This window comes from Streptomyces pratensis, from assembly GCF_037137275.1.
GTDB lineage: Bacteria > Actinomycetota > Actinomycetes > Streptomycetales > Streptomycetaceae > Streptomyces > Streptomyces pratensis_B.
In genome coordinates, this window is record NZ_JBBBEN010000062.1 from 1 (window position 1) to 23922 (window position 23922).

Below are 23922 nucleotides of genomic sequence, written 5' to 3' on the forward strand. Positions count from 1 at the left end.
AGTGGGCGGTTCGTGGGTTGATGTCCGTTTCTGCTTGAGGGTGGAGCGAGACCGCTGGTGGGGCTCTGTCAGCTATGGCTTTCTGGCGAAACTGCCGGTGTCGGCTTCGATGAGGATCCCGAGTCTGACCAGGCGTTTCAGCTTGGCGCGGGTGCCCTCGACGTTCTTCGGCAGCAGCTCGTGGCCGAGGGCTTGGCAGACGTCCCTGGCCCGTATTGGTCCGGTCGCGTGGTTGAAGGCGGCGAGGATGCGGGGGTAGTCCGGGTGCCCGGGCAGTTCCGGTGCGGCAGCGGGAAGCCGGTCGGCGAGGCTGGTGACGGTAGTGCGGGTGATCGCGAGATGCTCCAGATGGGTCTCGGCCTCCCGCAACCGGTTCTGCAGGCCGTCGATCTGTTCACGGAGGTCGTCGGCCAGGGCCCGGGCGGCTTGCTCCTGCAGTTCCAGGGCTTCGAGCAACGGCTGGATGTTCATGCTGCGACCGCCTGTGCCTCGCGCCAGGTGGGGGTGTTCGCGCCGGTGAGCCGGCGGGTCATGACGTGGGTCATGGCCCAGTAGACGCGTGAAACGGAGGAGGAAGGGTGGTGCTCGTAGTCGCGGACCAGGCGCCGGTGCAGTATCAGGGTTCCGTAGGTCTGCTCGACCCTCCAACGCTTCGGCTGCGGCACGAATCCCTTGATCTGCGGGTCGCGGGCGACGATCTCGACGTCGATGCCCAGGCCGGCGCCGTGCGCGACGACCTGGTTCTTGAAGCCCTGGTCGACGAGAGCCTTGCGAACGGTTCCGCCGGCCTGTTCGGCGACCTGGTCCAGCAGGACGATGCCCGCGGCATTGTCATGGGTGTTCGCGGCCAGGACGACGACCGCGATGACCAGTCCAAAGACATCCACAGCCAGTCCGCGCTTGCGGCCGGGCACGCGCTTGGCCGGGTCATGGCCGCTCGTGTCGGCGGGGACCCCGGCGGCCACATGGACACTCTGCGTGTCCAGGACCACCAGGGCCGGGTCCTCTAATCGCCGGGCGCGTTCGCGGACCTGGCACCGCAGGAGTTCGTGGATGACCTGGTCGGTCCCGTCATCCCGCCAGGCGGCGAAGTAGTAATAGGTCGCGCTCTTCTGCGGCAGGTCATGCGGAAGGTAGGCCCACTGGCAGCCGGTCCGTCCCTGGTACAGGATCGCGTTCACGATCTCCCGCATGTCGTAGGCACCTTGATGGCCGCTGACCGACCGATGCCGCCCCTTCCATGCGGTGATCACCGGCTCGATCAACGACCACTGCTCGTCCGATAAGTCACTCGGATACGGCTTGCGTTCACTCACCCGGTCACATCACCACATCAACGACCGTGAACCGGCAGATTCCGCCTCGACGCCACACCATCAGGCGACAGCAGATCCGCTCAAAGACTCACGAACCGCCCACTGAGAACCGTCGAAGGTCCTGAGACCGTCGAATAATCCCGTGCCGTGCCACCGGTGGGCGGGCAGACTCGCCCCATGGCGGACATGAGAACGTTCCGGGACGCGGTCACCGGCTGGGCGGCGGGCGGTCCCAGCGGGCCGGCGCGCGACCTCGCGGAAAGCCTGGGCGCACGGACCGCAGTACTCCTGGAAGGGCTGAGCGATCTCGCGGCCGTCGAGGCGCTGGCCGACCGACGTGGCCGGGACCTGGCCGCCGAGGGCGTATGTGTCGTGCCGATGGGCGGAGCGATGAGTGTCGGCCGCTTCGCCGGCCTCCTCGGCCCGCCCGGCCTCGGTCTGCGCCTGACGGGACTCTGCGACAAGAACGAGCAGGGCTTCTACGAGCGCGGCCTGACACAGGCCCAGGCGCCTCTCCAGGACCTCTACGTATGCACCGCGGATCTGGAGGACGAGCTCATCCGCGCGCTCGGCACGGCAGGAGTCGAGGAGATCTTCCGCGCCGAGGGCGACTTCCGCGCCTGGCAGACCTTCCAGCGCCAGCCCGCACAGCACGACCGGTGCCGGCATCAGCAGGTGAGGCGCTTCCTCGGCACAAAGAAGGGTCGCAAGATCCGCTACGGCCGTCTCCTCGTGAAGGCACTCGCACCGGACCGGACACCGGCCCCGCTCGACGGCCTCCTCGCCGGCCTCTGAGGACATGGACGGACCGCCGTTTCGCGCGTGCGCGCCAGCAGACGAGCGCAGGGCTGAACCGGTTGACCGGGTGGCGACCCCTGGGCAGGCTCCAACACGACCGCCTGCCTCCACCCGGAGAGTTACTGATGACTTCTCACCTGCACGCGCTCTGCTTCGACGCGCACGACCCGACCCGTCTCGCGCGCTTCTGGGCGCACTTCCTCCACTGGGAGACGTCCGACGACACCTCCGACGGCATCACACTGAGCCTTTTCCAACCTGACTGCGGCGGCGAGGTGTTGGTGAGCCGAAGCACGATAGTTGTCACATAGGCAGGCTCGTTGTCACCAACCCGCCGTTGGCCGGAGGTCACCGGTTGAGCAGCGAGTCCGCGATCGCGACGGAGGACGGAGCGAGCCGGGTCTCACTGTCGTCGATGTCCCAGAGCGAGTTCTGCAGCAGCCGTCCCAGGGTCCAGCCGGTCGCGCGTGCGCGGTCCAGGCCCAGGACATCGGTGAGCAGGTCGAAGCGGCGCCGCACGATGCGCAGGGTGCCGCCCTTCGCCACGACGTCGTCCCACCTGCTGTCCAGGGCGGGCCACAGATCGAATCCTGGGTCGCCGGCGAGTGGCTCGGGATCGATGGCGATCCATGGCTCGCGCTGTGCGGCGAGAACGTTGTCGTAGTGCAGATCCCAGCGCAGCATCCGATCCCCGGGCTCACCGGCCAGTTCGGCCACCGCCGATGCCCAGCTACGCAGGAGCTGACGGTCGGCCGGGTCGACCAACCTCATGATCGCCTGGGGGACCTGATCCAGCATCTCGGAGGCGATGTCGCCGAGACTGCGCAGTCCCCGCGGCGCGGGTACTGCGACCAGCCGCGCGTGAAGCTCGGCGAGGGTGCTCATCGCCGCGTCGTCATCGTTGATCGAGGCCAGCGTGCGGGCTCCGTCCAGGCGCTCCAGGAGCATGCTGCTGCTCACAGGATCGTGATCCAGCAGTCGCACCATCCCCTTGCCGTTCCAGGTACGAAGGCCAATCAGTGCGGCGGTGGTCTCCTGTCGGGGCATCTGGAGTCTCAGGACCGCGGGCGTACCGTCGGGGCGCAGCACCGGCAGTACCAGTGAGGCTTCTCCGGCTCTTGCAGTGCCGTCCCGTTCCAGATCCCAGCGTTCCAGCATGTTCGCCGCGAGAGCCGGCAGTCCGGCGATCCAGGCTCTCCCCTTCTTACCGAAGCCCGTGGCGTACGACGCCGCCAGGTGATGCGGGACCTCGTCTGCTTCTAACGTGCTCACATCGAACCTCCTTCTCAGGGAGCCGGGTTCGCGCCGCAACCTACCGGAGGTCGACGGACAGCCTGCCGTCGCGGCGCACCAGCCATCTCGGATACCGGCCGTGACCTTGTGAAACCGTCACAAGCAGCGGGACCCCAATCTCTGCCACTGGTGGCAGAAAGGCTGCTGAACGCGCGGGTGTGACAAGCCGCGTGCCTCACTGGTGACAAGCAGGCTGCCTCGATCGGCCCAATACGCCACGTGATCCGGCTCTGCCAGTGACAACTATCGTGCTTCGGCACAGTTGGAGGGTGCCAGCTGTACGGATCGATGAAGCTCCTGGTAGACGGGTTCTCGACCAAGATCACCCGTGTCCGCCAAGAGCTTCGCGTGCTTGTCTACCCATCGTCGATCGACCTGTCCAGCAGCACCCTGCGCTACCTGACCACGCGGCTCCGTGCCCGGCAGCGAGAGACCGGGACCCGGTGGCGACGGCTGTTTGTCAGCCGTCAGGCCCTGCTTGTACTCGCCCACCTGCGGTGTGGGGACACCTACGCGCGGCTCGCTGCCGGGTTCGGCATCGGCGTCGCTACCGTGTACCGGTACATACGCGAGGCGATCGACGTCCTGGCCGCCGCCGCGCCGACCCTGGCCGAGGCGATGAAGACCGTACAGGCGAAAGCCCTCGTGATTCTGGACGGCACCCTGCTGCCGACCGACCGGGTCGCCGCCGACACCCCGTACTGCTCCGGAAAACACAAACGCCACGGCATGAACGTCCAGGTCCTCACCGACCCGTTCGGCCGACTGTTGTGGGCTTCGGCAACATTGCCCGGATCGACCCATGACCTGACCGCCGCGCGCCGCCACGGCATCATCGACGCGCTCGCCGAGGCCGACGTGAAGTGCTGGGCGGATAGGGCTTACCAGGGCGCCGGGCGCCCGGTCCGGGTGCCGTTCAGGGGCCACCGGCTCAAACGCTGGAAGCGGCGACACAACCGCGCCCACGCCAAGACCCGCTGTCTCGGCGAACAGGCCATGGCCACCCTGAAGGGCTGGCGCCTTCTGCGGAAGCTCCGCTGCAGCACTAACCGGATCACCGACATCGTGAAGACCGTTCTCGTCCTTCACCACGCCTCAACCAGAGGTTAGAAAGGACTCCATGAGTTTTGACATCTTCGTGTGCCGGTTCCAGAACGGTGAGCCAGCGACGCTGGACATGATTGCCGCGCACGAGGTCCTCGACCCCTATGCGGTGGTGCGGAGCCCCGAGACGGACTTCCTGCTGGTCAGTACTGCGGAGGGGGAGGAGGCGGGTGTGTACTTCAACAATCCGACCGGCATCACTTTCAACCGCTTCGGAGGGGACGGGATCATGGACCTCCTGGCCGTCCTACTCCGACGGCTGGATGCCGTACTCGTGGTTCCGGGCGGGCCGACCATGATCCAGGGGGACGAGGACCGCGAGCTTCTGCCCGCCTCCCTCAGGGAGGAGTGGCCCGTCGTCGTGGCCCGTACTGGCGCGGAGATCGACCGGGCGATCCGGGCTTCCTGAACGAACGGGCAAGCACAGTGCCCCCAGTGCACGTCACCGGGAACGGCCCGTCGTCTCCGCACGGGCGCGGCCGCCGGCCAGTACGCGCCTCCGCGAAAGCTCCGCTGCAGCACCAACCAACTCACCGACATCGTGAAGACCGTTCTCGTCCTTCACGACGCCTCAACCTGAGGTTGGAAAAGGCTCACTGCTTCCCGGCGATGACACCGGGTTCAGGCTCCGCTTCCTCCCGACCCAGGAGCGGAAGACAGGCCAGAACCACATGCACTTCGCTCTGACGAGCACGTCTCTCGACGACCAGAAGCAGGTGGTGGAAAGAGCGCTCCAACTCGGTGCCCGGCACATCGACATCGGACAACGCCCGCAAGAAGGGCATGTGGTGCTCGCCGACCCCGAGGGCAATGAGTTCTGCGTCATCGAGCCGGGCAATGGCTTCCTCGCCGAGTGCGGATTCATTGGAGCGCTGGCGCGCGACGGTTCGCAGGAGACGGGATACTTCTGGAGCCGAGCGCTGGGCTGGCCATTGGTCTGGGACCAGGGCCAGGAGACCGCGATCCGCTCACCGCACGGTGGTCCGAAAGTCACCTGGGGCGGCCCGCCCCTGATGGCGAGGACGGGAAAGGAACGGCTGCACTTCGATCTCGCGCCTCCGGCCGGCAGTGACCAGCAGACGGAGGTCGATCGGCTCGTCTCCCTCGGGGCGACACGTATCGACATGGGCCAGAGGGGCGTCGACCGGGTGGTGATGGCCGACCCCGACGGCCACGAGTTCTGTGTGCTGACCGCCCGATGGACATTTCAGGGGGGTAAGAAGTCAAGAGGGACCGCGAGTCTTGATCGCTACTGAGACCACTGATTGGCTGGCCGGCATGGATGATCTCGATTTTGCTGCGTGGCCGCCTGCACCGATCAAGACCGAGAGGCTCGTGCTGCGTGAGCCCGAGGCCCGGGACCGTGTGGCGTTCATCGAGCTGCACGTCTCACCGGAGGTGCACACATACCTCGGCGGTCCCCGCCCTCGTCACGAGCTTGAGCGCGAGATGCCCGAGGTGCCCGGCCGGCGGCCCGGGAGTTTCGTCGTCGATCTCGACGGGGCGATGATCGGCCAGATCCTTCTCAGGAGAGCAACGGAGCACCTTTGCCCCGCCGCCGTGGGGAAGGTCGATCTCGGCTACCTGTTCCTGCCGCGGGCGTGGGGATTCGGGTATGCCGCCGAGGCATGCGCGGCGGCACTGGACTGGCTCGAAGACGTCCTTCCAGGTGAGCCAGTGGTGCTCGCCACTCAGACCGCCAACATCCGTTCGATGTGCCTCGCGGCAAAGCTGGGGTTCACCGAAGCGGAGCGGTTCCGGTCCTGGGACGCCGATCAGTGGCTCGGCCTGCGGGCCCCGGTCACCTCTGCTTGAGATCGCGCTCGACAGCGTGGCTCCGTCGAAGTGCTGTCGTTCGTTGGCGGAGCCGGGCGGGTGCGGGGGTCATGCTGGCATTGGAAGGAGCGGTGCGAAAGCGCGCTGTTCGTCGAAATGCTGCCGCGTCTGAAGACAGTGGTGGAGTTGACCGAGTAACCGGTTGAGCAGGTGGCGCTGGGCGGCCGCGTGCCAGTCTCCGTGTTCGCGTCGGCACCGGTGGCCCCGGGCGAAGCCTGCAGGGCCGCGAAGGCCCAGAGGAAGCCGGCATTCATGAGGCGGTTGTTCTTACGAAGCGGCGGCCGACGAAGTGCTTCCTGCCGGAAGCACGGGTGATCGGTGCGGAGCCAGCGTAGGACTTCAGGGCTCTCGCGTCGGTGAAGCGGCTGCGGTCGTCGCCGATTTCGGCAAGCACCCGGGCGCCGAGCAAGGGGCCCAGGCCGGGGGAGCTGAGCAGGATTTCACTGTCGGCTTGCTCACGGAATGCGGCTTCGACGGCCTTCGCGAGGTCGTCCGCGGCAAGGCAGGTGGCGTCCAGTTGCCTGAGCAGGGCCAGAAGCTGGTGACCGAAGGCGTCCTCAACCGTCGGAAGCTGGCGGGCGTACTCGGAACGGAAGATGCCCCGCAGCCGCTTATTCGGTGTCGAAGGCACGAGTGCGGCCACTGCGCTTCAGCCCGGCGCGCAGCTGGGCGGAGGTGAGCTTCGCGGCCTTCGCCGGGGCGCGCCATGGTGAGGATGACGCGGGCGTCGGGCCTGGTCAGGCCGCCGTCCTTGCTCTGGAAGGCGTGCAGGGCGGCGGGGTAGTACTCGCGCAGCAGCGAGCGGACCTGGTTGGCGACCTGCTGCCGGTTCCAGACCGCATCCTGCTGAGCGCGGGCCAGCACGGTGATGGACTGAGCGAGTTCGGAGTCGGCGGGCAGAGGGCGGTGGGCGTGCATGTCGGTGCGCAGGATGTTCGCCAGGACCAGGGCGTCGCCGGGGTCGGACTTCTTGCGGGAGACGCCGTGGCGGTCACGGTAGCGGGCGGCGGCGAGCGGGTTGATCGCGAAGACCTTGCGGCTGCCGGTGCGCAGGACGGCCACGAGGAGGCCGCAGCTGGTCTCGATGGCCACCGGTATCGGGGCGTCGGGGCTGTCGCCTTGTTCGGCCAGGAGGTCCAGCAGCTTGTTGTAGCCGGCCACGTCGTCGGTGATGCGGGCCTTGGCGAGCAGAGTGCCGGTGTCGTCGGCGATGGCGACGTCGTGGTGGCATTCCGCCCAGTCGATGCCGCAGAACACGGTCAAGCTGTCCTCCCAGATCCGTTCATTTATGCAGGTCACGAGCACATGCGGGTCACGCGGCGCCCTAATCCCAGGACTCGTGGGTCCGCCATCTCAGTAGCCGTTCGCGACACCAGCGCACTTCAGGGGCCTCGATCTGTCTACAGAGCTCTGGGGCTCGCGATGAACAAGAGGTCGACCCTGGAGTGGGCTCGCGCCGTGACGGCAACGTCTGGGCGGCCGCCGTAAGTTTCGTGGTGGTCACGCAGGCACCGGGCCGTGCCGCTCTTGACAGAGGCCTGGAACGGCTGGGGGAAACGGAGGCATCAGCCCAGTGCCCGCGTCACCCCACGAAACTCACGAGTACGCGCATGTTCGCGGTGGTGCGCAGGCTCCGGGCCGTCGCTCTATCGGGAGGCCTCACGGGCCATGGTCGGATCAGACCTTGCCCAGCACCCACGCACCACCGGTCATCGGTGGGCAGCGGCGCCGGTCTCAGAGCGAGCTTCGGGGACTGGAGAGGGCCAAGCCATCCGCTGCCCGTGCAAGCGTCTCTTCGCATCCTTGCGGGGTCCGCGACGAGCTGCTTACACCCTGGATCAGGGCCGGAGCGGGGCTCCCGACCCGGGGGGCCGGGGACCCGGTAGGCCCCGCCGCGTGCAGGTCGCCGGGGCGTATGTATGTCACCGGGGAGCGGACCGTCATTCGCGAGGACGTCGCCAGCCTCGCAGTGCCGTCCCACCACCGTGGTCGTGACCGGTACGCCGGTGGCCGGGCGGCCGATCAGGCGCGGCGCGAAGCGGGCCCCTCCAAGGCGGGCCGGGGGTTGTCGCTCATGCCGCCGTCGACGGCCACGGACAGTGTCGGGCCCGTGTGCTCGACGGCGAGGACGCGGTACAGCGACACGCCGACCGGGGCCGCGATCGCCCGGCCTGTTCGAGAACTGGTCTCCAGAAATGATCAGGGCCGGTTTCGGATTGCTCCGAAACCGGCCCTGAACTGCGACTGCTTCCAGTCGGGACGACAGGATTTGAACCTGCGACCCCTTGACCCCCAGTCAAGTGCGCTACCAAGCTGCGCCACGTCCCGATGCCCGCCTGACCTGGGGTTTCCCCTGGCCGAACGTGCATGAGAACAATACCGCACTCCGACCGGTGGTCACCAACGCCTGCCCCTGACGGCCTCGGCCACGGGGGGGTAGCCTGCTCCGCGGCGGGGGCCCGAGCGCCGCGCCGGGCCCTGGCAACGTGTGCTCCGGGTCACTCGCCTCATGGGTGCCGCTGACCGAGAGAGGCCGCCTGACGCTGTCCGAGCCCGCGCTGGTCATGGTCCTGCGCCGGGCGGCCACCCTTCGGCGGGCGGGGGCCGCCGGCTCTCCCGGTGGTCGATGTGCAGGACCAGCTCCTGTGCGAGGGCCTTGATGGTGTCCAGCCCGGCCCTCCCCCAGGGACGCGGCACGGTGTCGACGGCGCACACGGTGCCCAGGGCGGTGCCCGTGCGGTCGATGAGCGGCGCCCCGAGGTAGGAGCGGATGCCTATGTCGTCGACCACCGGGTTGCCCGCGAACCGGGGGTAGTCGCAGACGTCGTCCAGAACCAGGGCTTTGCGCCGGACGAGGACGTGCGGGCAGTAGCCGTGGTCGCGGGCCAGATACCTGCCGCTGCGGTGCCCGCATGCGGCGGCTTGGAGGGCCCGGCCGCCGCGGTCGCCCGCCGGGGTGTGCAGGCCTGCGAAGAACTGCCGGTTCTCGTCGATGAAGTTGACCATGGAGAAGGGGGAGGAGGTGAGGTGGGCCACCTTGTCGGCGAAGGCGTCAAAGGTGTCGAAGGTGGCGTCGGGGCGTTCGCCGAGATCCAGCCGACGCAGTCGGCGTGCCCGGGCGGGGCCGTGCGGGTCGGGGGGTGTCAGGAGCATCCGGCCGGTGGCGAAGGACGTCACGGGTGGGCTCCGAAGGTCTGCAATGGGGCGGGCGCAGAGGTGGCGTTGATGAGGTGCTGGACCAGGGTCACGAGGGCGCCCGTGCCGGAGCTGGCGATCCGGGCGTCACACAGGACGACCGGCACCTCGGGGCCCAGGTCGAGGGCGGAGCGGACTTCGTCGGGCTCGTAACGGTAGGCCCCGTCGAACTCGTTCACGGCGACGATGAACCCGATGCCGCGCCGTTCGAAGAAGTCCACCGCGGCGAAGCACTCGGTCAGCCGCCTGGTGTCGGCCAGCACCACGGCTCCGAGCGCGCCCTGGGAGAGCTCGTCCCACATGAACCAGAACCGCTCCTGGCCCGGTGTGCCGAACAGGTAGAGGACATGCTGCTCGGAGAGGGTGATGCGGCCGAAGTCCATGGCGACCGTGGTGGCCGTCTTGGACTCGACGCCGTCGAGGTTGTCGGTCCCCACACTGACCTGGGTCAGCAGTTCCTCCGTGCTCAGCGGAGCGATCTCGCTGACCGCGCCCACGAACGTCGTCTTGCCGACGCCGAACCCCCCGGCGACCAGGACCTTGAGGGCGACGGGAAAGAACTCGGAGGTTCCGGTGCGGTCAGAGCTGTCGTCGTAGGCCATCGAGCACTGCCTCCAGCAGGGATCGGTCGGTGGGCGTGTCATGGAAAGCGGGAGCGTGCGCGGTGATCGCGCCGCAGGCGACCAGGTCGGAGAGGACGACCTTGGCGACGACCGCGGGCAGCCGGAGGTGTGCGGCGATCTCGGCGACGGACATCGGCCCGTCGCACAGTCCGAGGGCCGCCGCGTGCTCCGGGCCGAGGGGGACGTCTGGCTCGATGCCCGTGGCCATGACCAGGGACAACAGGTCGAACGCGGTGGACGGCCGGGTGCGGCCGTTGCTGACGGTGTACGGGCGGATCAGCCGGCCGGCCGCGTCGTCGAGCAGGGGCCCGTCCTGCGGGGCCGGCATCCTCACAGCCCCGAGGCGAACGGCGCGCCGGCGGGCTGCCGCAGGGGGGTCATCAGATAGGGGCGGACGCTCTTGACCAGCATCGCCATCTCATAGCCGAGCACCGCGGCGTCCGCCTCACGCCCGGAGAGGACGGCGAGGCAGGTACCGGACCCGGCGGTGGAGACGAACAGGAGCGTGGAGTCCAGTTCCACGACCACCTGCCGGACGTCCCCATTGTCCCCGAAACGGGCCCCGGCGCTTCGGCCCAGGGAGTACAGGCCGGCGGCCAGGGCCGCCATGTGGTCGGCGCTGTCGGGGTCCATGCCGTGCACGGACTTCACCAGGCCGTCGGCAGAGAGCAGGACGGCGCTGCGCGTGTAGGGCACGCGCTGGACCAGTCCGCTCAGCAGCCAGTCCAGGTCCGAGACCTGGCCGGTCTGCATGTCGCTCGTCATGGTTCTACTCCTTGAAGGGATTGTCTTGGCGGGGTTCGGGGACGGACCGGCCCGGCAGGAAGTGGCCGGCCGGAAACGCGCCGGGTTCGCGCGCGTCGTGGTCGTGGGCGTCCTGGGCGTGGCTGTCCTGCCGGTGGGCGGCGCCGTCGTGCGGTTGTCCGCCGGCCTGGTAGGCACCCGGTACGGGACGGCCGGCCGCGGTCGGCCGGGGCCGGTCGGAGGCATCGGTGGCCCCGCGTACGGGGAGGGGCGCGAGGGCCTCCAGCGGGCCGTCGAGTGCGGTCCGGCCGCCGGCTTCGGCACGGGTGGAGCCCTCGTACGCCTCCCGCGGGCCTTCCTCCCGCACGGTCTGGGCCTCGGCCAGGTCGACGCCGCGCCGGAAGGCCGCCATGAGCCCCGGGTCGTGCAGCGCGTGCTCGTCCTCGACGCGGGGGGCGGGCGCTTCCCGCAGCTGCGGAACGAGGTGTTCCTGGTTGTTCCGCTTGGGCAGCTGCGGGCGGGACGCCGGGGACACGCTGCCGCCCCCGCCCCCGGCCGAAGAGGCGGGCGGCGCCAGCGGGGCGCCGTGCGCGGGCGGGGACGCGTACGGGGCTGGCCGCTCGGCGTATTCGGCCCGCAGCGGCAGGGGCGGGGCCTCCCCCGTGGGCGGCTGCGGGCGCCATCCGTTCTGCCCCTGCTCCGACGCCCGGTCCGAGCCGATCGTGGGCGTGGGGGCGGGGGGGGCCTCCGTCCGGGGCGGCGACGGGGCGGGCGGGGGCGCGTCCTCGGCGGGCGGGCGGTGCACCGCGCCGGGGGGCGGCACGGGTACGGCGTCGGGCGCGGCCGACGCGTCGGGCCCGGCTCCGAGCAGCGACCGCGGAAGAACCAGGACCGCCTGCGTACCGCCGTAGATGTTGCTCTGCAGACGGACCGCGATGCCGTGTCGGCGGGCCAGTGCCGAGACGACGAACAGGCCGATTCGTCCGTCCTGGAGGAGGTGGGCGACGTTGACCTGGTCGGGGTCGGAGAGCAGGGCGTTCATGCGCTGCCGCTCGTGGTCGGGCATCCCGAGTCCGCGGTCCTCCACTTCCAGGGCGAGGCCGGCAGTGACCTGCTGGACGCGCAGCAGCACCTGGGTGTGCGGGGCGGAGAAGACCGTGGCGTTCTCGACCAGCTCGGCCAGCAGGTGGATCACGTCGGCGACCGCGTGACCGCGCAGGGTGCCCTCCATCGGCGGCACCAGTTTGACCCTGGGGTACTGCTCGACCTCGGCGATGGCCGAGCGCAGTACCTCGGTCATGGTGACCGGGCTGCTCCACTGCCGCCGGGAGACGGCCCCTCCGAGAACCGCGAGGTTCTCCGCGTGACGGCGAATCCGGGTGGCCAGATGGTCGACGTGGAACAGCCCCTTGAGCAGGTCCGGGTCCTCGACCTCGTGCTCCAGCTCGTCGAGGATCTGGATCTCGCGGTGGACGAGGGATTGCAGCCGCCGCGCGAGATTGACGAAGACCTCGACCTTCTGGTCGTTGCCTGCGCTGCTGAAGAGCTGGGACGCCTGGACGACAGCCGCGACGGCGGCCTCCTGGGCCCGCGCCATCTCCTGTCCGAGCAGGTCGAAGGCGTCGCCGCCGGACGGCGACGGCGGCGAGGGCAGCCGGGCGGCCAGGCTCTCTCCGGCGCGCAGCTGCTCCATGACCCGCTGAAGTTCGGCCTGGCCCTGGGCGCTGGTCCGCCGGAGCGAGAGCGCGCGGTCGAGCAGCTGTCCGGCCACCCGGTGGGCGCCGAGGTACGCGGCTGCGACGGCGGCGACGGCCAGGGCGCCCGATCCGCCGAGAGCGGCCCAGAGGCTGGGTGACGGGGTGACGGCCCCGGCCCGGAGGGTGAAGAGCACGGCGGCGGCCCCGCTGAGCACCGCGGCGACGGCCGGAAGCAACGCGGTCCGCAGCAGTTGGGGGCGTATGGGGGCCTCGGGGGGAGACTGCGCGGCACGCGGCCCACTCGGGGCCGGTTGGGCGCGCGCGCCGGGGCGGCCGTGCCGCCCGCCCTCACGGCGGTCCGGTCGCGCGTCGGATGCGCGAAGTTGAGACATCAGCGTCCTCGGAACAGGGGGCACCGGGGACCGGCGGTGTCGGCTTCCATGCGGTGGCCCCTACGGTGGTCGGTCAGGCTCGGGTCATCGGTCGGGCAGGTTTCATGAGCCCACCGTTGATCACCGGGCACACACGGTAGTCGCCAATGGCGTGCGCGCGACGGGCAGTTGTTGAACTTGCCCGCCATCCGTCCCACTCTGGTATGACCTCTCGCACGTACGCCCGATTGCTCCCGCTTGACGCCGGATCGGTCGGCACCCACCGACGGCCGCCCACATGCTGGACGCACGAACCACTCCGAGACCGCGCCGGGGCCGTCGATTCCTCGCTTCCGCGCAGGTGGGCCACCCCCTGAAGGGCCGGAGAGGCGGCCGGTTACCATATGAGCGCCGCCTAGCTCGAAAGATAAACTTGTGACTGTCAATGACGACTCGTTCACCAATTGGATGCACCGCGAAGAGATCGCGGAGTCGATGATCCCGATCATCGGGAAGCTGCACCGCGAGCAGGACGTCAACGTCCTGCTGCACAGCCGCTCCCTGGTGAACAAGTCGGTGGTCAGCATCCTCAAGACCCACCGTTTCGCTCGGCAGATCGCCGGTGAGGAACTCTCGGTCACCGAGACGATGCCCTTCCTCAAGGCCCTGACGATGCTCGACCTCGGCCCCTCCCAGATCGACATAGGCATGCTCGCCGCGACCTACCGGGCCGACGGCCGCGGGCTGTCCGTCGAGGAGTTCACCGCCGAGGCCGTCGCCGGGGCGACGGGTGAGAACAAGATCGAGCGGCGCGCCTCGCGCGACGTCGTGCTCTACGGCTTCGGCCGCATCGGCCGCCTCATCGCCCGGCTGCTCATCGAGAAGGCGGGATCGGGCAACGGCCTGCGGCTGCGGGCCATCGTCGTCCGCAAGGGCTCCGGGCAGGACATCGTCAAGCGCGCCTCACTGTTGCGGCGCGACTCCATCCACGGCCAGTTCCAGGGCACGATCACCGTCGACGAGGCGAACAGCAAGATCATCGCCAACGGCAACGAGATCAAGGTGATCTACTCGGACGACCCGACGGCGGTCGACTACACGGCGTACGGCGTCAAGGACGCCATCCTGATCGACAACACCGGCAGGTGGCGCGACCGCGAGGGCCTCTCCAAGCACCTGAGGCCGGGCATCGCCAAGGTCGTCCTCACCGCGCCGGGCAAGGGCGACGTCCCCAACATCGTCCACGGCGTCAACCACGACATCATCGAGGAGGACGAGCGCATCCTGTCGTGCGCGTCCTGCACGACCAACGCGATCGTCCCGCCGCTGAAGGCGATGGCGGACGAGTACGGCGTGCTGCGCGGCCACGTGGAGACCGTCCACTCGTACACCAACGACCAGAACCTGCTGGACAACTACCACGGCTCGGACCGTCGTGGGCGTTCGGCGGCGCTCAACATGGTCATCACCGAGACGGGTGCCGCCTCCGCCGTGGCCAAGGCGCTGCCCGAGCTCGACGCGCCGATCACCGGCAGCTCTATCCGCGTCCCGGTGCCGGACGTCTCGATCGCCATCCTCAGCCTGAGGCTGGAGCGCGAGACCACCCGCGAAGAAGTTCTCGACTACCTCCGCAAGGTGTCGTTGGCCTCGCCGCTGAAGCGCCAGATCGACTTCATCAGCGCGCCGGACGCGGTCTCCAGCGACTTCATCGGCTCACGCCACGCCTCGATCGTCGACGCGGGCGCCACCAAGGTCGACGGCGACAACGCGATCCTCTACCTCTGGTACGACAACGAGTTCGGCTACTCGTGCCAGGTCATCCGGGTCGTCCAGCATGTCTCCGGGGTGGAGTACCCGACCTACCCGGCCCCGGCGGTCTGACCTCCGGCGGACCCGCTGGTCCGGTGGGGCCGCTGGTAAGGCGGGGCCGCGTGGGCCGCGCGCCCGGCGGCCCCGTCCGCCGGGCGCCCGGGCTGCCTGTGCGCCCGGCAACGGATCGCGGACGCCCGGTGCGGACCGGGCTGCCGGGGCGTGCGGGCCCCGCGTCCGGTTCACGCTGGGCCGAGGCGTGCGGTCGGGCCGCCGAAGTCGAGATACGTGGCACGCTCGGCGAGGAGCCACCGGCCGCCGGTCTCGCGGAACGTGTCCTCGTAGTGGCCGACCTGCACGGGAAGTCGTGGAGGCAGCATGCCACCGGTATGGCCGTCGACGCGGTAGGTCGTGAAGTAGGTGCTCGCGCTCGCCGTCGAACCGGACGTCAGGGTCACCAGAATGTTCGTGCACAGACGGCGTGAGAGCCGGTCGGCCGGCCGGGAGGCGAAGTAGGCCCGGATGGCGTCACGGCCCTCGACCCTCCTGCCCCCCGCGGCCCACTCCCAGACGCCGTCCGGGGTGAACAACTCGGCCACCTCGCCCGGCGCACCCAGGTCGAGTGTGCGGACGAACTGGATGATCAGCCGCTCGCAGGCGCGTTCGGCGATCAGCCGGTCCAGGGGGTCGAGCGCTTCGCTGTCCATCACTCCTTCCTATCAACACGTTCCTGGCCGCCACCACGTGTTTTCCCTCGGTCGACCGCCGCCCGGGGCGGCTGCTGCCGCAGGCGCCGGCGGCCCCGGGCGGGCGGCGCCTCGCCGGCTCAGACCTGACCGAGGTCGGAGCTCACCCAGCGCTCGGGCCGAAGAGCGATTCTCACCTGTTCCCCGTGGTTCTCCCAGGCGAACTCCACATAGCCCGCCACCTTCTCCGCCGGAAGGTAGCGCGCCGCCATCTCCTCCAGTTCCGCGCGCGACGCGGGGCGGATGTCGACGACGGGCCCCTCGACGGAGACGTAGCGGACGGTCGGCTCTGTCCGGTCGACCAGCAGGGTGAACCGGCCTGCGGCACCGATCAGTTCGGCCTTGCGCGAGGTGCGTCCGGTGAGAATCCACACGTCGCCGCCCGGGGCGTACTGGTACCAGATCGGCACATTGAGCGGGGCCCGGTCCTCGCCTCTCGCCGCCACGGCCAGCGCGGCGACATGAGGTTCGGCGAGGAACTGTTCGCGCTCTTCACGGGTGAGTGCCACAGCGGACTCCTTCATACGGAAAGTCGGAAGCTGACCCAGTGTGCCGCCCCGCGCGAGACCCCGTCATCGTCCCTCCGGCGGCGGCGTGTCGTGGGCGCAGCGGCCTTGCGCACCGCGCAGAGAAGGCCCGGAGCACGCCGCGGACCGCCGTACCACCGCGGCCCCGCGCAGTGCGACGGCGCCGGGGGAACATCCATCCCTCGCGGCAGACGCGGGGCGAGCGCCGGCCGGTGGCACGTACTGCGTCCAGGCCGCATCCTCGTGGAGCGAGGGCGAGCTGCCCGACGCCGTGCACGCGGCGGTCCGGGCGCTGGAAGCGAAGCCGCAGACCTGGAGCTCCTGGGCCGGCGGCTACGACGACCTGACCGAGAACGCCGTCAGAGCCGACGGCGAAGGCCCGTCCGCCGACGGCGGGCTCTTCGTCGGGGAGGCGAACGCCCCCTGCGACCGGGCCCCGGCCCTGAGGCCGACCGGTTCGTGCTCACCGCGCGAGATCACCACGGACGACACCGATGCTGTCTTCTGGCCAGGCGTGTGCCCGCCCAAGCCCGGCACTGTGGCGTCCACGTCACCGTCTCCGTCGCCGACGGACGGCGGCGCTGAGCCACATCGTCCCCCCCGCACGCCGGTCAGACAGGGCGCGGGGGCAGGTGGGGCTCCGGCCCCACGGGCGTCTCCACGGTCGTCACCCGGCCGCGCCGGCCCGCCGGGCAGGCGGGACTGACGCTCCGTCCCGCTCGCCTCCGCACCCGCTCACCGCTCCCCCGCCAGGTCCAGGTCGCCGCACGCCGCCGCGGTCGCCGACCGGTCGGCACGGCGCCACGGGCGGGCCACGGCCGAGGACACGTCTCGCCACCACGGGTCCGCAGGAACGGCCCCGGCCGGTTCGAACGGTTCACCCGGGCGAGGGAACGACACCGTCTGCCCGGCCTCCTCGCCGACGTCCCTGGTCCACTCCGCCGGCTCCGCCCAGGCGTGCGGCGCCAGATTGAACGTGCCCCAGTGGATCGGCAGCATCACCCCGTGCGGCCGTCCTCCCTGGAGGTCGAGATGGGCTCGCATGCCCTCTGCGGGCGTCATGTGGATGTCCGGCCAGTACTCCGAGTAGGCGCCGATCTGGATCATGGTGGCGTCGAAGGGGCCGTACTCGGCGCCGATATCCCGGAAGCCCGGGAAGTAGCCGGTGTCCCCGCTGTGGTAGATCCGGTGATCGGGGCCGGTGACAACCCACGACGCCCAGAGGGTGTGCTGCTGGTTGCGCAGGCCTCGGCCGCAGAAATGACGGGCCGGGGTCGCGGTGAGACGGAGCCCGGCGACCTCCGCCGTCTCGCCCCAGTCGAGCTCGTGCGTCCGGCCCTCGGACACACCCCAGCGCTCCAGGTGGGCGCCGACGCCGAGCGGCACGGCGAAGACGGTGTCCGTGCCCGCCAGGGCGCGGATCGTCGGCAGGTCCAGATGGTCGTAGTGGTCGTGGGAGATCACGACGGCATCGACGGGTCCGAGCGCGGCCAGCGGCAGCGGAGCGGGGTGCAGGCGCTTGGGCCCGGCGAAGGCGTACGGGGAGCACCGCTCACCCCAGACCGGGTCGAAGAGGACCCGGCGGCCGTCGATCTCCGCCAGGACGGTGGAGTGCCCCATCCAGGTCACCCGGAGCCCCGAGACGGGCGGGGCGGCCAGATCGGCGAGGGTGGTGGCGTGGACGGGCACGGTCCCCGCAGGCGCTCTGCGGGCCCGCTGCTCCTTGTGGAAGTAGGTCTTCGCGAACTGGAGCGCGGAACCGGAGGGCCTCGTCCGCGCTCCCACCGGATTCCGGAACACCCCGTCGACGAAATTGGGCGAGCGCCGGATGCGCTCCATGCGCGCCCCGGCCGGGTCGGCCCCGAAGGGCTCGCTGCGCAGCGTGCGCAGTCTCACGCGGAGGGGTACCAGATAGTCGGCGCCGGTCACAGCATCTCCTGAGGGAGTCGGTGTCGTTTCATTATGGCCAGGCCGTACGACACCGCGAGACCTGAGTGGTGAACGGGGCAGTCGGTCCGCTCGACGTCCCCGTCAGCCACGCGGCTGCCCGTAGACGTGCTCGATGTGCAGCGTGAGCACGACTCTGCGGTCCTGGACCATGGCCCGCCGGTAGTCGTCCCAGTCCGGATGCTCGCCCGCGACGTCCCGGTAGAGACGGACCAGGGCCTCCACCGTGGCGTCGTCGGGGGCGGCGGCGGGCGGGGTCAGCTCCGCGGTCCCTTCCGCGACGGTCCACGCCCAGCGGTCGTCGCTGGTGACGTGGTAGCTCGCCCGTGGGTCACGCCGCAGGTTGCGGGTCTTGGCCCGGCCCTCGGTGACCGAGACCCGGATCGCTCCCTCCTCGGGGTAGTAGGCGTGGTTGACGTTGGACAGCTGGGGCCGCCCGTCCTGCTTGAGCGTGACCAGTACGCCTCCCTGGTGCTCGCCGACGAGGCGCAGCAGCTCTTCCTGTGCGGGTTCGCATCGCGTCATGCAGGCTCCAACGTCCGGGGAAGCCGAAGGATTCCGGTTCCTCTGCGGCTCGTTGTCACATCCGGGGCCTCCGTTACGTCCTTGTGGTGAACCTCCGATGTCCGAGCGTCCGGTGCTTTGCCGGCAGCGGCGGAAGGCCCTCCGGCCGCAGGGGGCCGCTGGCCGGTCGTCACGGCCCTTCGGCCCGGCCACCGCTGAGGTCGTGCACTGGTTAGGCTGACGGGGTGGCAAGGGTCCGGTTGAGCGTGGCGGAGCGGCGTGAGGAGCTGTTGCGGGCGGCGGTCCAGCAGATCGAGCTCCGCGGCGCCTCCTCCGTGCGGATCGCCGACGTCGCCTCGGTGCTGGGTGTCAGCAACGCGCTCGTTCTGTACCACTTCTCCACCAAGGAGAAGCTGGTCGCGGCTGCCTTCGGGTACGCGGCCGAGGCCGATCTCGCCCGTCTCCGCAAGCTGCTGGCCCGTCGCACCACCGCCGTGCGGAGGCTGCGGGCGGCCGTGCGGTGGTACGCGCCGACGGGGCAGGCCAAGGGGTGGCGACTGTGGATCGAGGGCTGGGCGGTCTCCCTGCGCGAGCCCGCCCTGCGTGAGGTGGCGGGCGACCTCGACCGGCGGTGGAAGGCGGAGCTGGCCGGGGTCATCGCGGAGGGCGCGGCCGCCGGTGAGTTCCGGTGCGAGGACCCGCGGGCGTCGGCCTGGCGACTGACCGCCTTGCTGGACGGTCTGGCCGTGCAGATGACCTCGTACGCCGGCCCGCTCTCCCGGGCCACGGTGCTGCGGTGGGCCGATGAGGCACTCGCCCGTGAACTGGGCGTCGACCATGCGGTGCTGACGGCCCCCCGGCAACGAGCCCCTCGGCCGGGGGCTGACCCGCCGCCTCCCCTCGGCCACCGCTGAACCGCCGACTTTCCGCGCCGCCCCGGGCGCGCCGGTCCGCCGCCGGCTGTCTGGCGCGGGCGCGCCCCGGCTTCTCCGGTCGGGCCGCCTTCTGCCTCGGCGTGGGCCCGGGCCCACGCCGANCCGCTCCCGCCCGGGCGTTCCGCCGGCCCGGCCCCTCCCCCGTCCGGCTGTGCCGCAGGACCGTCGGCACGACGGCCGCCCGCCCCGATGCCCCCGTCCCGGCTTCTGCGCGGCGCCCGGTGCGGCGCTCACCGGCCGCCGGACGCTCTCCGAGCCCTTCTACAGGGGGAGCAGGTCCGGGCGCTTCGCCGCGACGTGGTCGCCGGAGGACTCGCCCCGCAGCCGCCGTCCGATCCACGGGACGAGGTATTCGCGCGCCCAGTTGAGGTTGTCGCGCCGCTCGTCGAAGGGCCGACGCTGTGCCTGCGGCGGCCACGGCTGGTCGGGGTCGGCGGGCACCTCGTAGCCGAGGACCTGGGCGGCGCGCAGCGCGACACGGGTGTGGCCCTCGGGCGACAGGTGCAGCCGGTCGGCGTCCCAGGCGCGGCGGTCCTGGACGGATCGGAGCGACCACAGGTCCAGCACCGGGCAGTGGTAGCGGTCGGCGATGGCCCGCAGATGCACGTTGTACGTGGCGATCTTGCCGCGCATGTGGCGCAGCACGGGGACGCCCCGGGTGTCGAAGCCGGTGGTGACCATGACCGTGCCGACGGCGTTGCTCAGGTCGGCGACCGCCCTCTCGAAGCGCTCGGCGAGGTCGTCGGGGTCGGTGCCGGGCCGGATGATGTCGTTGCCGCCCGCGCAGAAACTCACCAGGTCGGGGGCCATCGCCTTGGCACGGGGGAGCTGCTCCTCGACGATCTGGTCGAGGAGGCGTCCGCGTACGGCGAGGTTGGCGTACCGGAAGTCGCCGTGCGGGGAGTCCTCCCGGCCCGTCGCCGCGTCGGGGGCCGGGAGCCGGTCGGCGAGGAGTACCGCGAACCGGTCCGCCCAGCCGACGAAGGCCCCGCCGGGCCCGGGGTCGCCGACGCCCTCGGTGAAACTGTCGCCGATCGCCGCGTACGACCCGATGGTGTGCTGCTGGTCGTTTCTCGAATCGTCTGCCACGGGCATCTATACTGCACCGTTCAATGTGACCTACGCGACCGTAATATGGGGTTGACTGGTGGTGAGATAGACCACCCGGTCAGTTTTTGGCAAAGTCGGAATAAGCCCGCGTCCACGGGGTCTGGGCCACCTGTCGACCACCGCCCCCACTCCCGGGCGACGGCTTCGCCGCCCGGGAGTGAAAGCCCGCACCGCAGGGCTCGGCCGCGACCCTCCTCGCAAATTTCCACAAATCGCGCATTCCGTGGGGTTTGCCATCCTGGAACGGGTGCACCCGAAGGGGACAGCACACCTCATCCGCACAGGACGACCGAGGAGGAACGTTGAGTGATTTCAGCGGTGCCAACGGTCCGGACGGCGACGCGGCCGCAGTGAAGCAGACGGCACAGAAACGAGCAGGCGAGGGCGCCGGGATCGTCGGCGAGAAGGCCACCGACGTCGCCGGCACGGCGAGGGAACGCGCAGGCGACGTCGCCGGCGAGGCTTCGGCCCGGGCCCGCGACGTGGCGGGCGAACTCCGCGGCCAACTGGAGGACCAGGCGCAGTCACAGACCCAGCGCCTCGCGGAGAACGTGCGTCGGCTGGCGGAGGACCTCGCCGACATGGGAGGCCACGGCAAGGAGGACTCACCGGCGACCAAGGCGGTGCGGCAGCTGGCCGGTCGCGGCCGCGACGTGGCCGCCGGACTGGAGAGCCGGGGGCCGCAGGGGCTCGTCAGCGACCTCCAGGCCTTCGCGCGCCGCCGCCCCGGAGCGTTTCTGGCGGGCGCGGCGCTGGCCGGCTTCGCGACGGCTCGCCTCGGCAAGGGCGCCAAGGCCGACAACGGCGCGACGTCCGCCCACGAGGACGGCGACCGGCCGGGGCGCGCGGCGTCACGGACCGACCGAAGCGGCGAGTCCGGTACGAGCACCGACGGTCGCGCGTACGACGTGACGGTGCCCGACGACTCCGGCGCGGCGTCGCAGTCCACGCCGTCCTACGGCGGTTCGGTCGCGCCGCCCGGACCGCTGCCCGTGACGGACCCGTACCCCCACCCCGACCCGCGACAGCAGTAAGGGGAGCTGAGACGTGGCCATTTCCTCTGCTCACAACGCCGTCGACCGGCACGAAACCGGTCCGTCCGGCGCCACCCGGACGCCGTCGGCGGACCCTTCCGTCGGAGAGCTGGTCGGCGAGATCAGCGACGACCTCAGCCGGCTCGTCCGCGGCGAGATCGAACTGGCGAAAGCCGAGATCAAACAGGAGGCGACGAAAGCGGGCAAGGCCGCGGGCATGCTCGCCGGCTCGGGATACGCCGGCCATCTGGTGCTGCTGATGGGCAGCCTGGCCGCGATCTTCGGACTGGCGCACGTGGTCGACCTGGCCTGGGCCGCGCTCATCGTGACCGGCGTCTGGGCGCTGGTAGCGGCGGTCCTGCTGATGGTCGGACGTTCCCGCATGCGCGCGGTGCAGGTCAAGCCGGAACGAACCACAAAGACGCTGAAGGAGGATGCCCGATGGGCGCGGAACCCGACGAGCTGAAGACCGAGGTCGAGGACACCCGGGCGCGGCTGGCGCACAACGTCGACCGCCTGGCGGACAGGGCGAAGCCGGGGAGGGTGGCCCGCCGCAGGGCGGACGCCGCGCACCACCGGCTGACCGGACTCAAGGAGCGTGTGATGGGCTCGGCCGACCGGAGCACGGGCGCACAGCCCGGACAGAAGGCGCACGATCTCGCGGAGCGTGCCGGGGAGGCCGGTGACACCGCCAAGAACGCGGCCGGCCAGGTGGGACAGTCCGTGCGCGAGGCCCCCGCACGGGCGGCCCGGCAGACGCAGGGCAGTCCCCTGGCCGCCGGCGTCATCGCCTTCGGGGCGGGGATGCTCGCCGCCGCGCTCCTTCCCGTGTCGGAGGCGGAGGAGCGGGTCGGCTCCCAACTCCGTGAGCACTCGGACGAGCTGCTCGCGCCCGCCAAGGAGACGGCGCAGGCGGCGGCCCAGGACCTCAAGGAAGGGATGCGCGAACCGGCCTCCCAGGCCGTGGAGTCCGTGAAGAGCACGGCCCAGGACGCCGCCGAAGCCACCCGGCAGCAGGCGCAGGACTCCGGACAGGAGGCGGCCACCGGCCTGCGCGAGGTCGGCCGGGACACCGCCCGCGAGGCCCGCGACCGGACGGGCTCCTCGGGCTGACCCCTGCGCGGCCGGCGGGGAGCCCGTGTCGGCCCCCGCCGGGCCGCCGGCGCGGCCGGCGAAGCGCCCCGGCCGGGGCGTACCGCGGGGCCGGCGCCGCGTCCCTTCGAACGTGTGGAGCACAAGCTCATGACTCACTCCGGCAAGGCCCCCGACTCACCGGCGCAGATCAGCGGCACATCCTGGACGCACGTGCTGAAACGCACGGCCAAGGAGTTCAAGCGGGACGAACTGACGGACCGGGCGGCCGGGTTGACCTACTACGGCATCCTGGCCCTGTTCCCCGCCCTGCTGGTGTTGGTCGCCCTGCTGGGCATCGCGGGCGACTCCGCCACGAGGACCGTCCTGGACAACATCCAGAAACTGGCCCCGGGCTCGGCCCGCGACGTGATCACCAACGCGGTGACCCAGTTGCAGTCCACCGGTGGGACGAGCGGCGTGCTGGCCGTCGTGGGCCTGCTGGGCGCCCTGTGGTCCGCTTCCGGATACATCGCCGCCTTCATCCGCGCGTCCAACGCCGTCTACGACGTGCCGGAGGGCCGCCCGGTCTGGAAGGTGCTTCCGGTGCGGGTGGGCCTGACCCTTCTGCTGATGGTCCTGGCCTGCGCGAGCGCGTTGATCGTCGTGCTCTCGGGCGGCATCGCCCGGCAGGTCGGCACGGCGCTGGGCATGGGCGACACCGCCATGACCGTCTGGTCGATCGCCAAGTGGCCCGTCCTCGTGGTGTTGGTGGCCGCCCTGGTCGCGGTCCTGTACTGGGCCGCGCCGAACGCCAAGAACCGCGGCTTCACGTTCGTCTCCCTCGGCAGCCTGCTGGCCCTGTTCATCTGGCTCGTGGCCTCGGCGGGATTCGCCTTCTACGTGGCCAACTTCGGGTCCTACAACAAGACCTACGGGACCCTGGCCGGGGTCATCATCTTCCTGGTCTGGCTGTGGATCACCAACCTGGCGATCCTCCTGGGGCTGGAGTTCGACGCCGAGATGGCTCGGGAGCGGGCTGTCGTCAGCGGCCGCCCGGCGGACGAGGAGCCCTACGTGGAGCCGCGCGACACCCAGAAGTGGAGCGAGGCGGACCGCCGGTCCGCAGGGCACGCAAACGCCTCCCCCGCCGAAGAAGGCGGCGGCTCGTCCGAGCGGCGGCACGACGAGCGGCCCGGCGACAGCTGACGCCGCTGGGCCCCGCGGCGGGCGCCGCCGTCGGGCCGACCCGTCCGGAGGGG

At 70.7% G+C, this 23922-nt stretch carries 25 protein-coding genes, 1 tRNA gene and 2 pseudogenes; 12 read left to right on the top strand and 16 right to left on the bottom strand.

Features of this window, described 5'->3' with window-relative positions; translation table 11 throughout:
• Positions 1–72: 72 nt before the first annotated feature.
• Together V9U70_RS04430 and V9U70_RS04435 are read right to left on the bottom strand one after the other, a co-directional pair.
• Positions 73–471 carry a hypothetical protein gene (locus tag V9U70_RS04430; RefSeq protein WP_336673093.1) on the bottom strand — a complete coding sequence of 133 codons (399 nt, stop codon included), beginning with the start codon at positions 469–471 and terminating at the stop codon, positions 73–75.
• Positions 468–1316 carry an IS5 family transposase gene (locus V9U70_RS04435; protein WP_336673094.1) on the bottom strand — a complete coding sequence of 283 codons (849 nt, stop codon included), beginning with the start codon at positions 1314–1316 and terminating at the stop codon, positions 468–470. Before V9U70_RS04435 ends, V9U70_RS04430 begins: the two co-directional genes overlap by 4 nt.
• A gap of 177 nt (positions 1317–1493) precedes the next feature.
• Here V9U70_RS04435 and V9U70_RS04440 point away from each other — a divergent pair, with 177 nt between their 5' ends.
• Positions 1494–2111: a TOPRIM nucleotidyl transferase/hydrolase domain-containing protein gene (locus tag V9U70_RS04440; protein ID WP_336673113.1), complete on the top strand. Its 618-nt coding sequence runs from the start codon at positions 1494–1496 to the stop codon at positions 2109–2111.
• Positions 2112–2239: 128 nt separating this feature from the next.
• The gene (locus V9U70_RS04445; protein ID WP_336673114.1) at positions 2240–2425 is read left to right on the top strand and encodes a VOC family protein; all 186 of its coding nucleotides are present in this window, start codon (positions 2240–2242) and stop codon (positions 2423–2425) included.
• 37 nt (positions 2426–2462) lie between these two features.
• On the opposite strand, the gene V9U70_RS04450 is transcribed toward V9U70_RS04445, so the two are convergent.
• Positions 2463–3386 (bottom strand): aminoglycoside phosphotransferase family protein, encoded by a 924-nt coding sequence (locus V9U70_RS04450; RefSeq protein ID WP_336673116.1) that lies wholly within the window; start codon positions 3384–3386, stop codon positions 2463–2465.
• Positions 3387–3755: 369 nt separating this feature from the next.
• Here V9U70_RS04450 and V9U70_RS04455 point away from each other — a divergent pair, with 369 nt between their 5' ends.
• The 4 genes from V9U70_RS04455 to V9U70_RS04470 all read left to right on the top strand — a co-directional run bounded on the left by V9U70_RS04455 (position 3756) and on the right by V9U70_RS04470 (position 6326).
• The gene (locus V9U70_RS04455) at positions 3756–4517 is read left to right on the top strand and encodes a transposase family protein (protein ID WP_336673360.1); all 762 of its coding nucleotides are present in this window, start codon (positions 3756–3758) and stop codon (positions 4515–4517) included.
• A 10-nt stretch (positions 4518–4527) separates the two neighbouring features.
• Positions 4528–4920 (top strand): hypothetical protein, encoded by a 393-nt coding sequence (locus V9U70_RS04460; RefSeq protein ID WP_336673117.1) that lies wholly within the window; start codon positions 4528–4530, stop codon positions 4918–4920.
• A gap of 187 nt (positions 4921–5107) precedes the next feature.
• Positions 5108–5767, top strand: coding sequence for a VOC family protein (locus V9U70_RS04465; protein WP_336673361.1), 660 nt, complete (start codon positions 5108–5110; stop codon positions 5765–5767).
• Positions 5768–5789: 22 nt separating this feature from the next.
• On the top strand, positions 5790–6326 hold the full coding sequence (locus tag V9U70_RS04470) for a GNAT family N-acetyltransferase (RefSeq protein WP_336673118.1): 537 nt from the start codon (positions 5790–5792) through the stop codon (positions 6324–6326).
• Positions 6327–6395: 69 nt separating this feature from the next.
• On the opposite strand, the pseudogene V9U70_RS04475 reads toward V9U70_RS04470, so the two are convergent.
• The 8 genes and pseudogenes from V9U70_RS04475 to V9U70_RS04510 form a co-directional block, all read right to left on the bottom strand.
• Positions 6396–7625 (bottom strand): annotated as a pseudogene (locus V9U70_RS04475) (IS110 family RNA-guided transposase).
• Positions 7626–8265: 640 nt separating this feature from the next.
• Positions 8266–8519 (bottom strand): annotated as a pseudogene (locus V9U70_RS04480) (diaminopimelate decarboxylase); the annotation flags it as partial.
• Between the two features lie 82 nt (positions 8520–8601).
• A tRNA-Pro gene (locus V9U70_RS04485) sits at positions 8602–8675 on the bottom strand.
• Between the two features lie 234 nt (positions 8676–8909).
• Complete coding sequence (locus V9U70_RS04490; RefSeq protein WP_336673119.1) at positions 8910–9524, bottom strand: GAF domain-containing protein; 615 nt, start codon at positions 9522–9524, stop codon at positions 8910–8912.
• Entirely contained in the window at positions 9521–10144 is a 624-nt protein-coding gene (locus V9U70_RS04495; protein WP_336673120.1) for a GTP-binding protein, read from the bottom strand. Before V9U70_RS04495 ends, V9U70_RS04490 begins: the two co-directional genes overlap by 4 nt.
• Complete coding sequence (locus V9U70_RS04500; protein ID WP_336673362.1) at positions 10122–10493, bottom strand: DUF742 domain-containing protein; 372 nt, start codon at positions 10491–10493, stop codon at positions 10122–10124. The genes V9U70_RS04495 and V9U70_RS04500 overlap by 23 nt, the downstream gene beginning before the upstream one ends.
• 2 nt (positions 10494–10495) lie before the next feature.
• Complete coding sequence (locus V9U70_RS04505; protein ID WP_336673121.1) at positions 10496–10930, bottom strand: roadblock/LC7 domain-containing protein; 435 nt, start codon at positions 10928–10930, stop codon at positions 10496–10498.
• Positions 10931–10934: 4 nt separating this feature from the next.
• Complete coding sequence (locus V9U70_RS04510) at positions 10935–12998, bottom strand: sensor histidine kinase (protein WP_336673122.1); 2064 nt, start codon at positions 12996–12998, stop codon at positions 10935–10937.
• 414 nt (positions 12999–13412) lie between these two features.
• On the opposite strand from V9U70_RS04510, the gene V9U70_RS04515 reads away from it, so the two are divergent.
• On the top strand, positions 13413–14858 hold the full coding sequence (locus V9U70_RS04515) for a glyceraldehyde-3-phosphate dehydrogenase (protein WP_336673123.1): 1446 nt from the start codon (positions 13413–13415) through the stop codon (positions 14856–14858).
• Positions 14859–15028: 170 nt separating this feature from the next.
• Here the strand turns inward: V9U70_RS04515 and V9U70_RS04520 are convergent, their stop codons facing one another.
• The 4 genes from V9U70_RS04520 to V9U70_RS04535 all read right to left on the bottom strand — a co-directional run bounded on the left by V9U70_RS04520 (position 15029) and on the right by V9U70_RS04535 (position 18531).
• Positions 15029–15493: a nuclear transport factor 2 family protein gene (locus V9U70_RS04520; protein WP_336673124.1), complete on the bottom strand. Its 465-nt coding sequence runs from the start codon at positions 15491–15493 to the stop codon at positions 15029–15031.
• Positions 15494–15612: 119 nt separating this feature from the next.
• Positions 15613–16041, bottom strand: coding sequence for a pyridoxamine 5'-phosphate oxidase family protein (locus tag V9U70_RS04525; RefSeq protein ID WP_336673125.1), 429 nt, complete (start codon positions 16039–16041; stop codon positions 15613–15615).
• A gap of 753 nt (positions 16042–16794) precedes the next feature.
• Complete coding sequence (locus V9U70_RS04530) at positions 16795–17988, bottom strand: MBL fold metallo-hydrolase (RefSeq protein WP_336673126.1); 1194 nt, start codon at positions 17986–17988, stop codon at positions 16795–16797.
• 102 nt (positions 17989–18090) lie between these two features.
• Positions 18091–18531: a PPOX class F420-dependent oxidoreductase gene (locus V9U70_RS04535; RefSeq protein WP_336673127.1), complete on the bottom strand. Its 441-nt coding sequence runs from the start codon at positions 18529–18531 to the stop codon at positions 18091–18093.
• 224 nt (positions 18532–18755) lie between these two features.
• Between V9U70_RS04535 and V9U70_RS04540 the strand changes: the two genes are divergently transcribed.
• Entirely contained in the window at positions 18756–19424 is a 669-nt protein-coding gene (locus tag V9U70_RS04540; RefSeq protein ID WP_336673128.1) for a TetR family transcriptional regulator C-terminal domain-containing protein, read from the top strand.
• 282 nt (positions 19425–19706) lie between these two features.
• Here the strand turns inward: V9U70_RS04540 and V9U70_RS04545 are convergent, their stop codons facing one another.
• On the bottom strand, positions 19707–20534 hold the full coding sequence (locus V9U70_RS04545) for an SGNH/GDSL hydrolase family protein (RefSeq protein ID WP_336673129.1): 828 nt from the start codon (positions 20532–20534) through the stop codon (positions 19707–19709).
• A 323-nt stretch (positions 20535–20857) separates the two neighbouring features.
• On the opposite strand from V9U70_RS04545, the gene V9U70_RS04550 reads away from it, so the two are divergent.
• The 4 genes from V9U70_RS04550 to V9U70_RS04565 all read left to right on the top strand — a co-directional run bounded on the left by V9U70_RS04550 (position 20858) and on the right by V9U70_RS04565 (position 23869).
• Positions 20858–21589 carry a hypothetical protein gene (locus tag V9U70_RS04550; RefSeq protein WP_336673130.1) on the top strand — a complete coding sequence of 244 codons (732 nt, stop codon included), beginning with the start codon at positions 20858–20860 and terminating at the stop codon, positions 21587–21589.
• Between the two features lie 13 nt (positions 21590–21602).
• Positions 21603–22055, top strand: coding sequence for a phage holin family protein (locus tag V9U70_RS04555; RefSeq protein ID WP_336673131.1), 453 nt, complete (start codon positions 21603–21605; stop codon positions 22053–22055).
• Entirely contained in the window at positions 22031–22702 is a 672-nt protein-coding gene (locus tag V9U70_RS04560) for a DUF3618 domain-containing protein (protein ID WP_336673132.1), read from the top strand. Before V9U70_RS04555 ends, V9U70_RS04560 begins: the two co-directional genes overlap by 25 nt.
• Before the next feature lie 129 nt (positions 22703–22831).
• A complete protein-coding gene (locus V9U70_RS04565) occupies positions 22832–23869 on the top strand; it encodes a YihY/virulence factor BrkB family protein (protein ID WP_336673133.1) in 1038 nt (345 codons plus the stop codon).
• Positions 23870–23922: the final 53 nt, after the last annotated feature.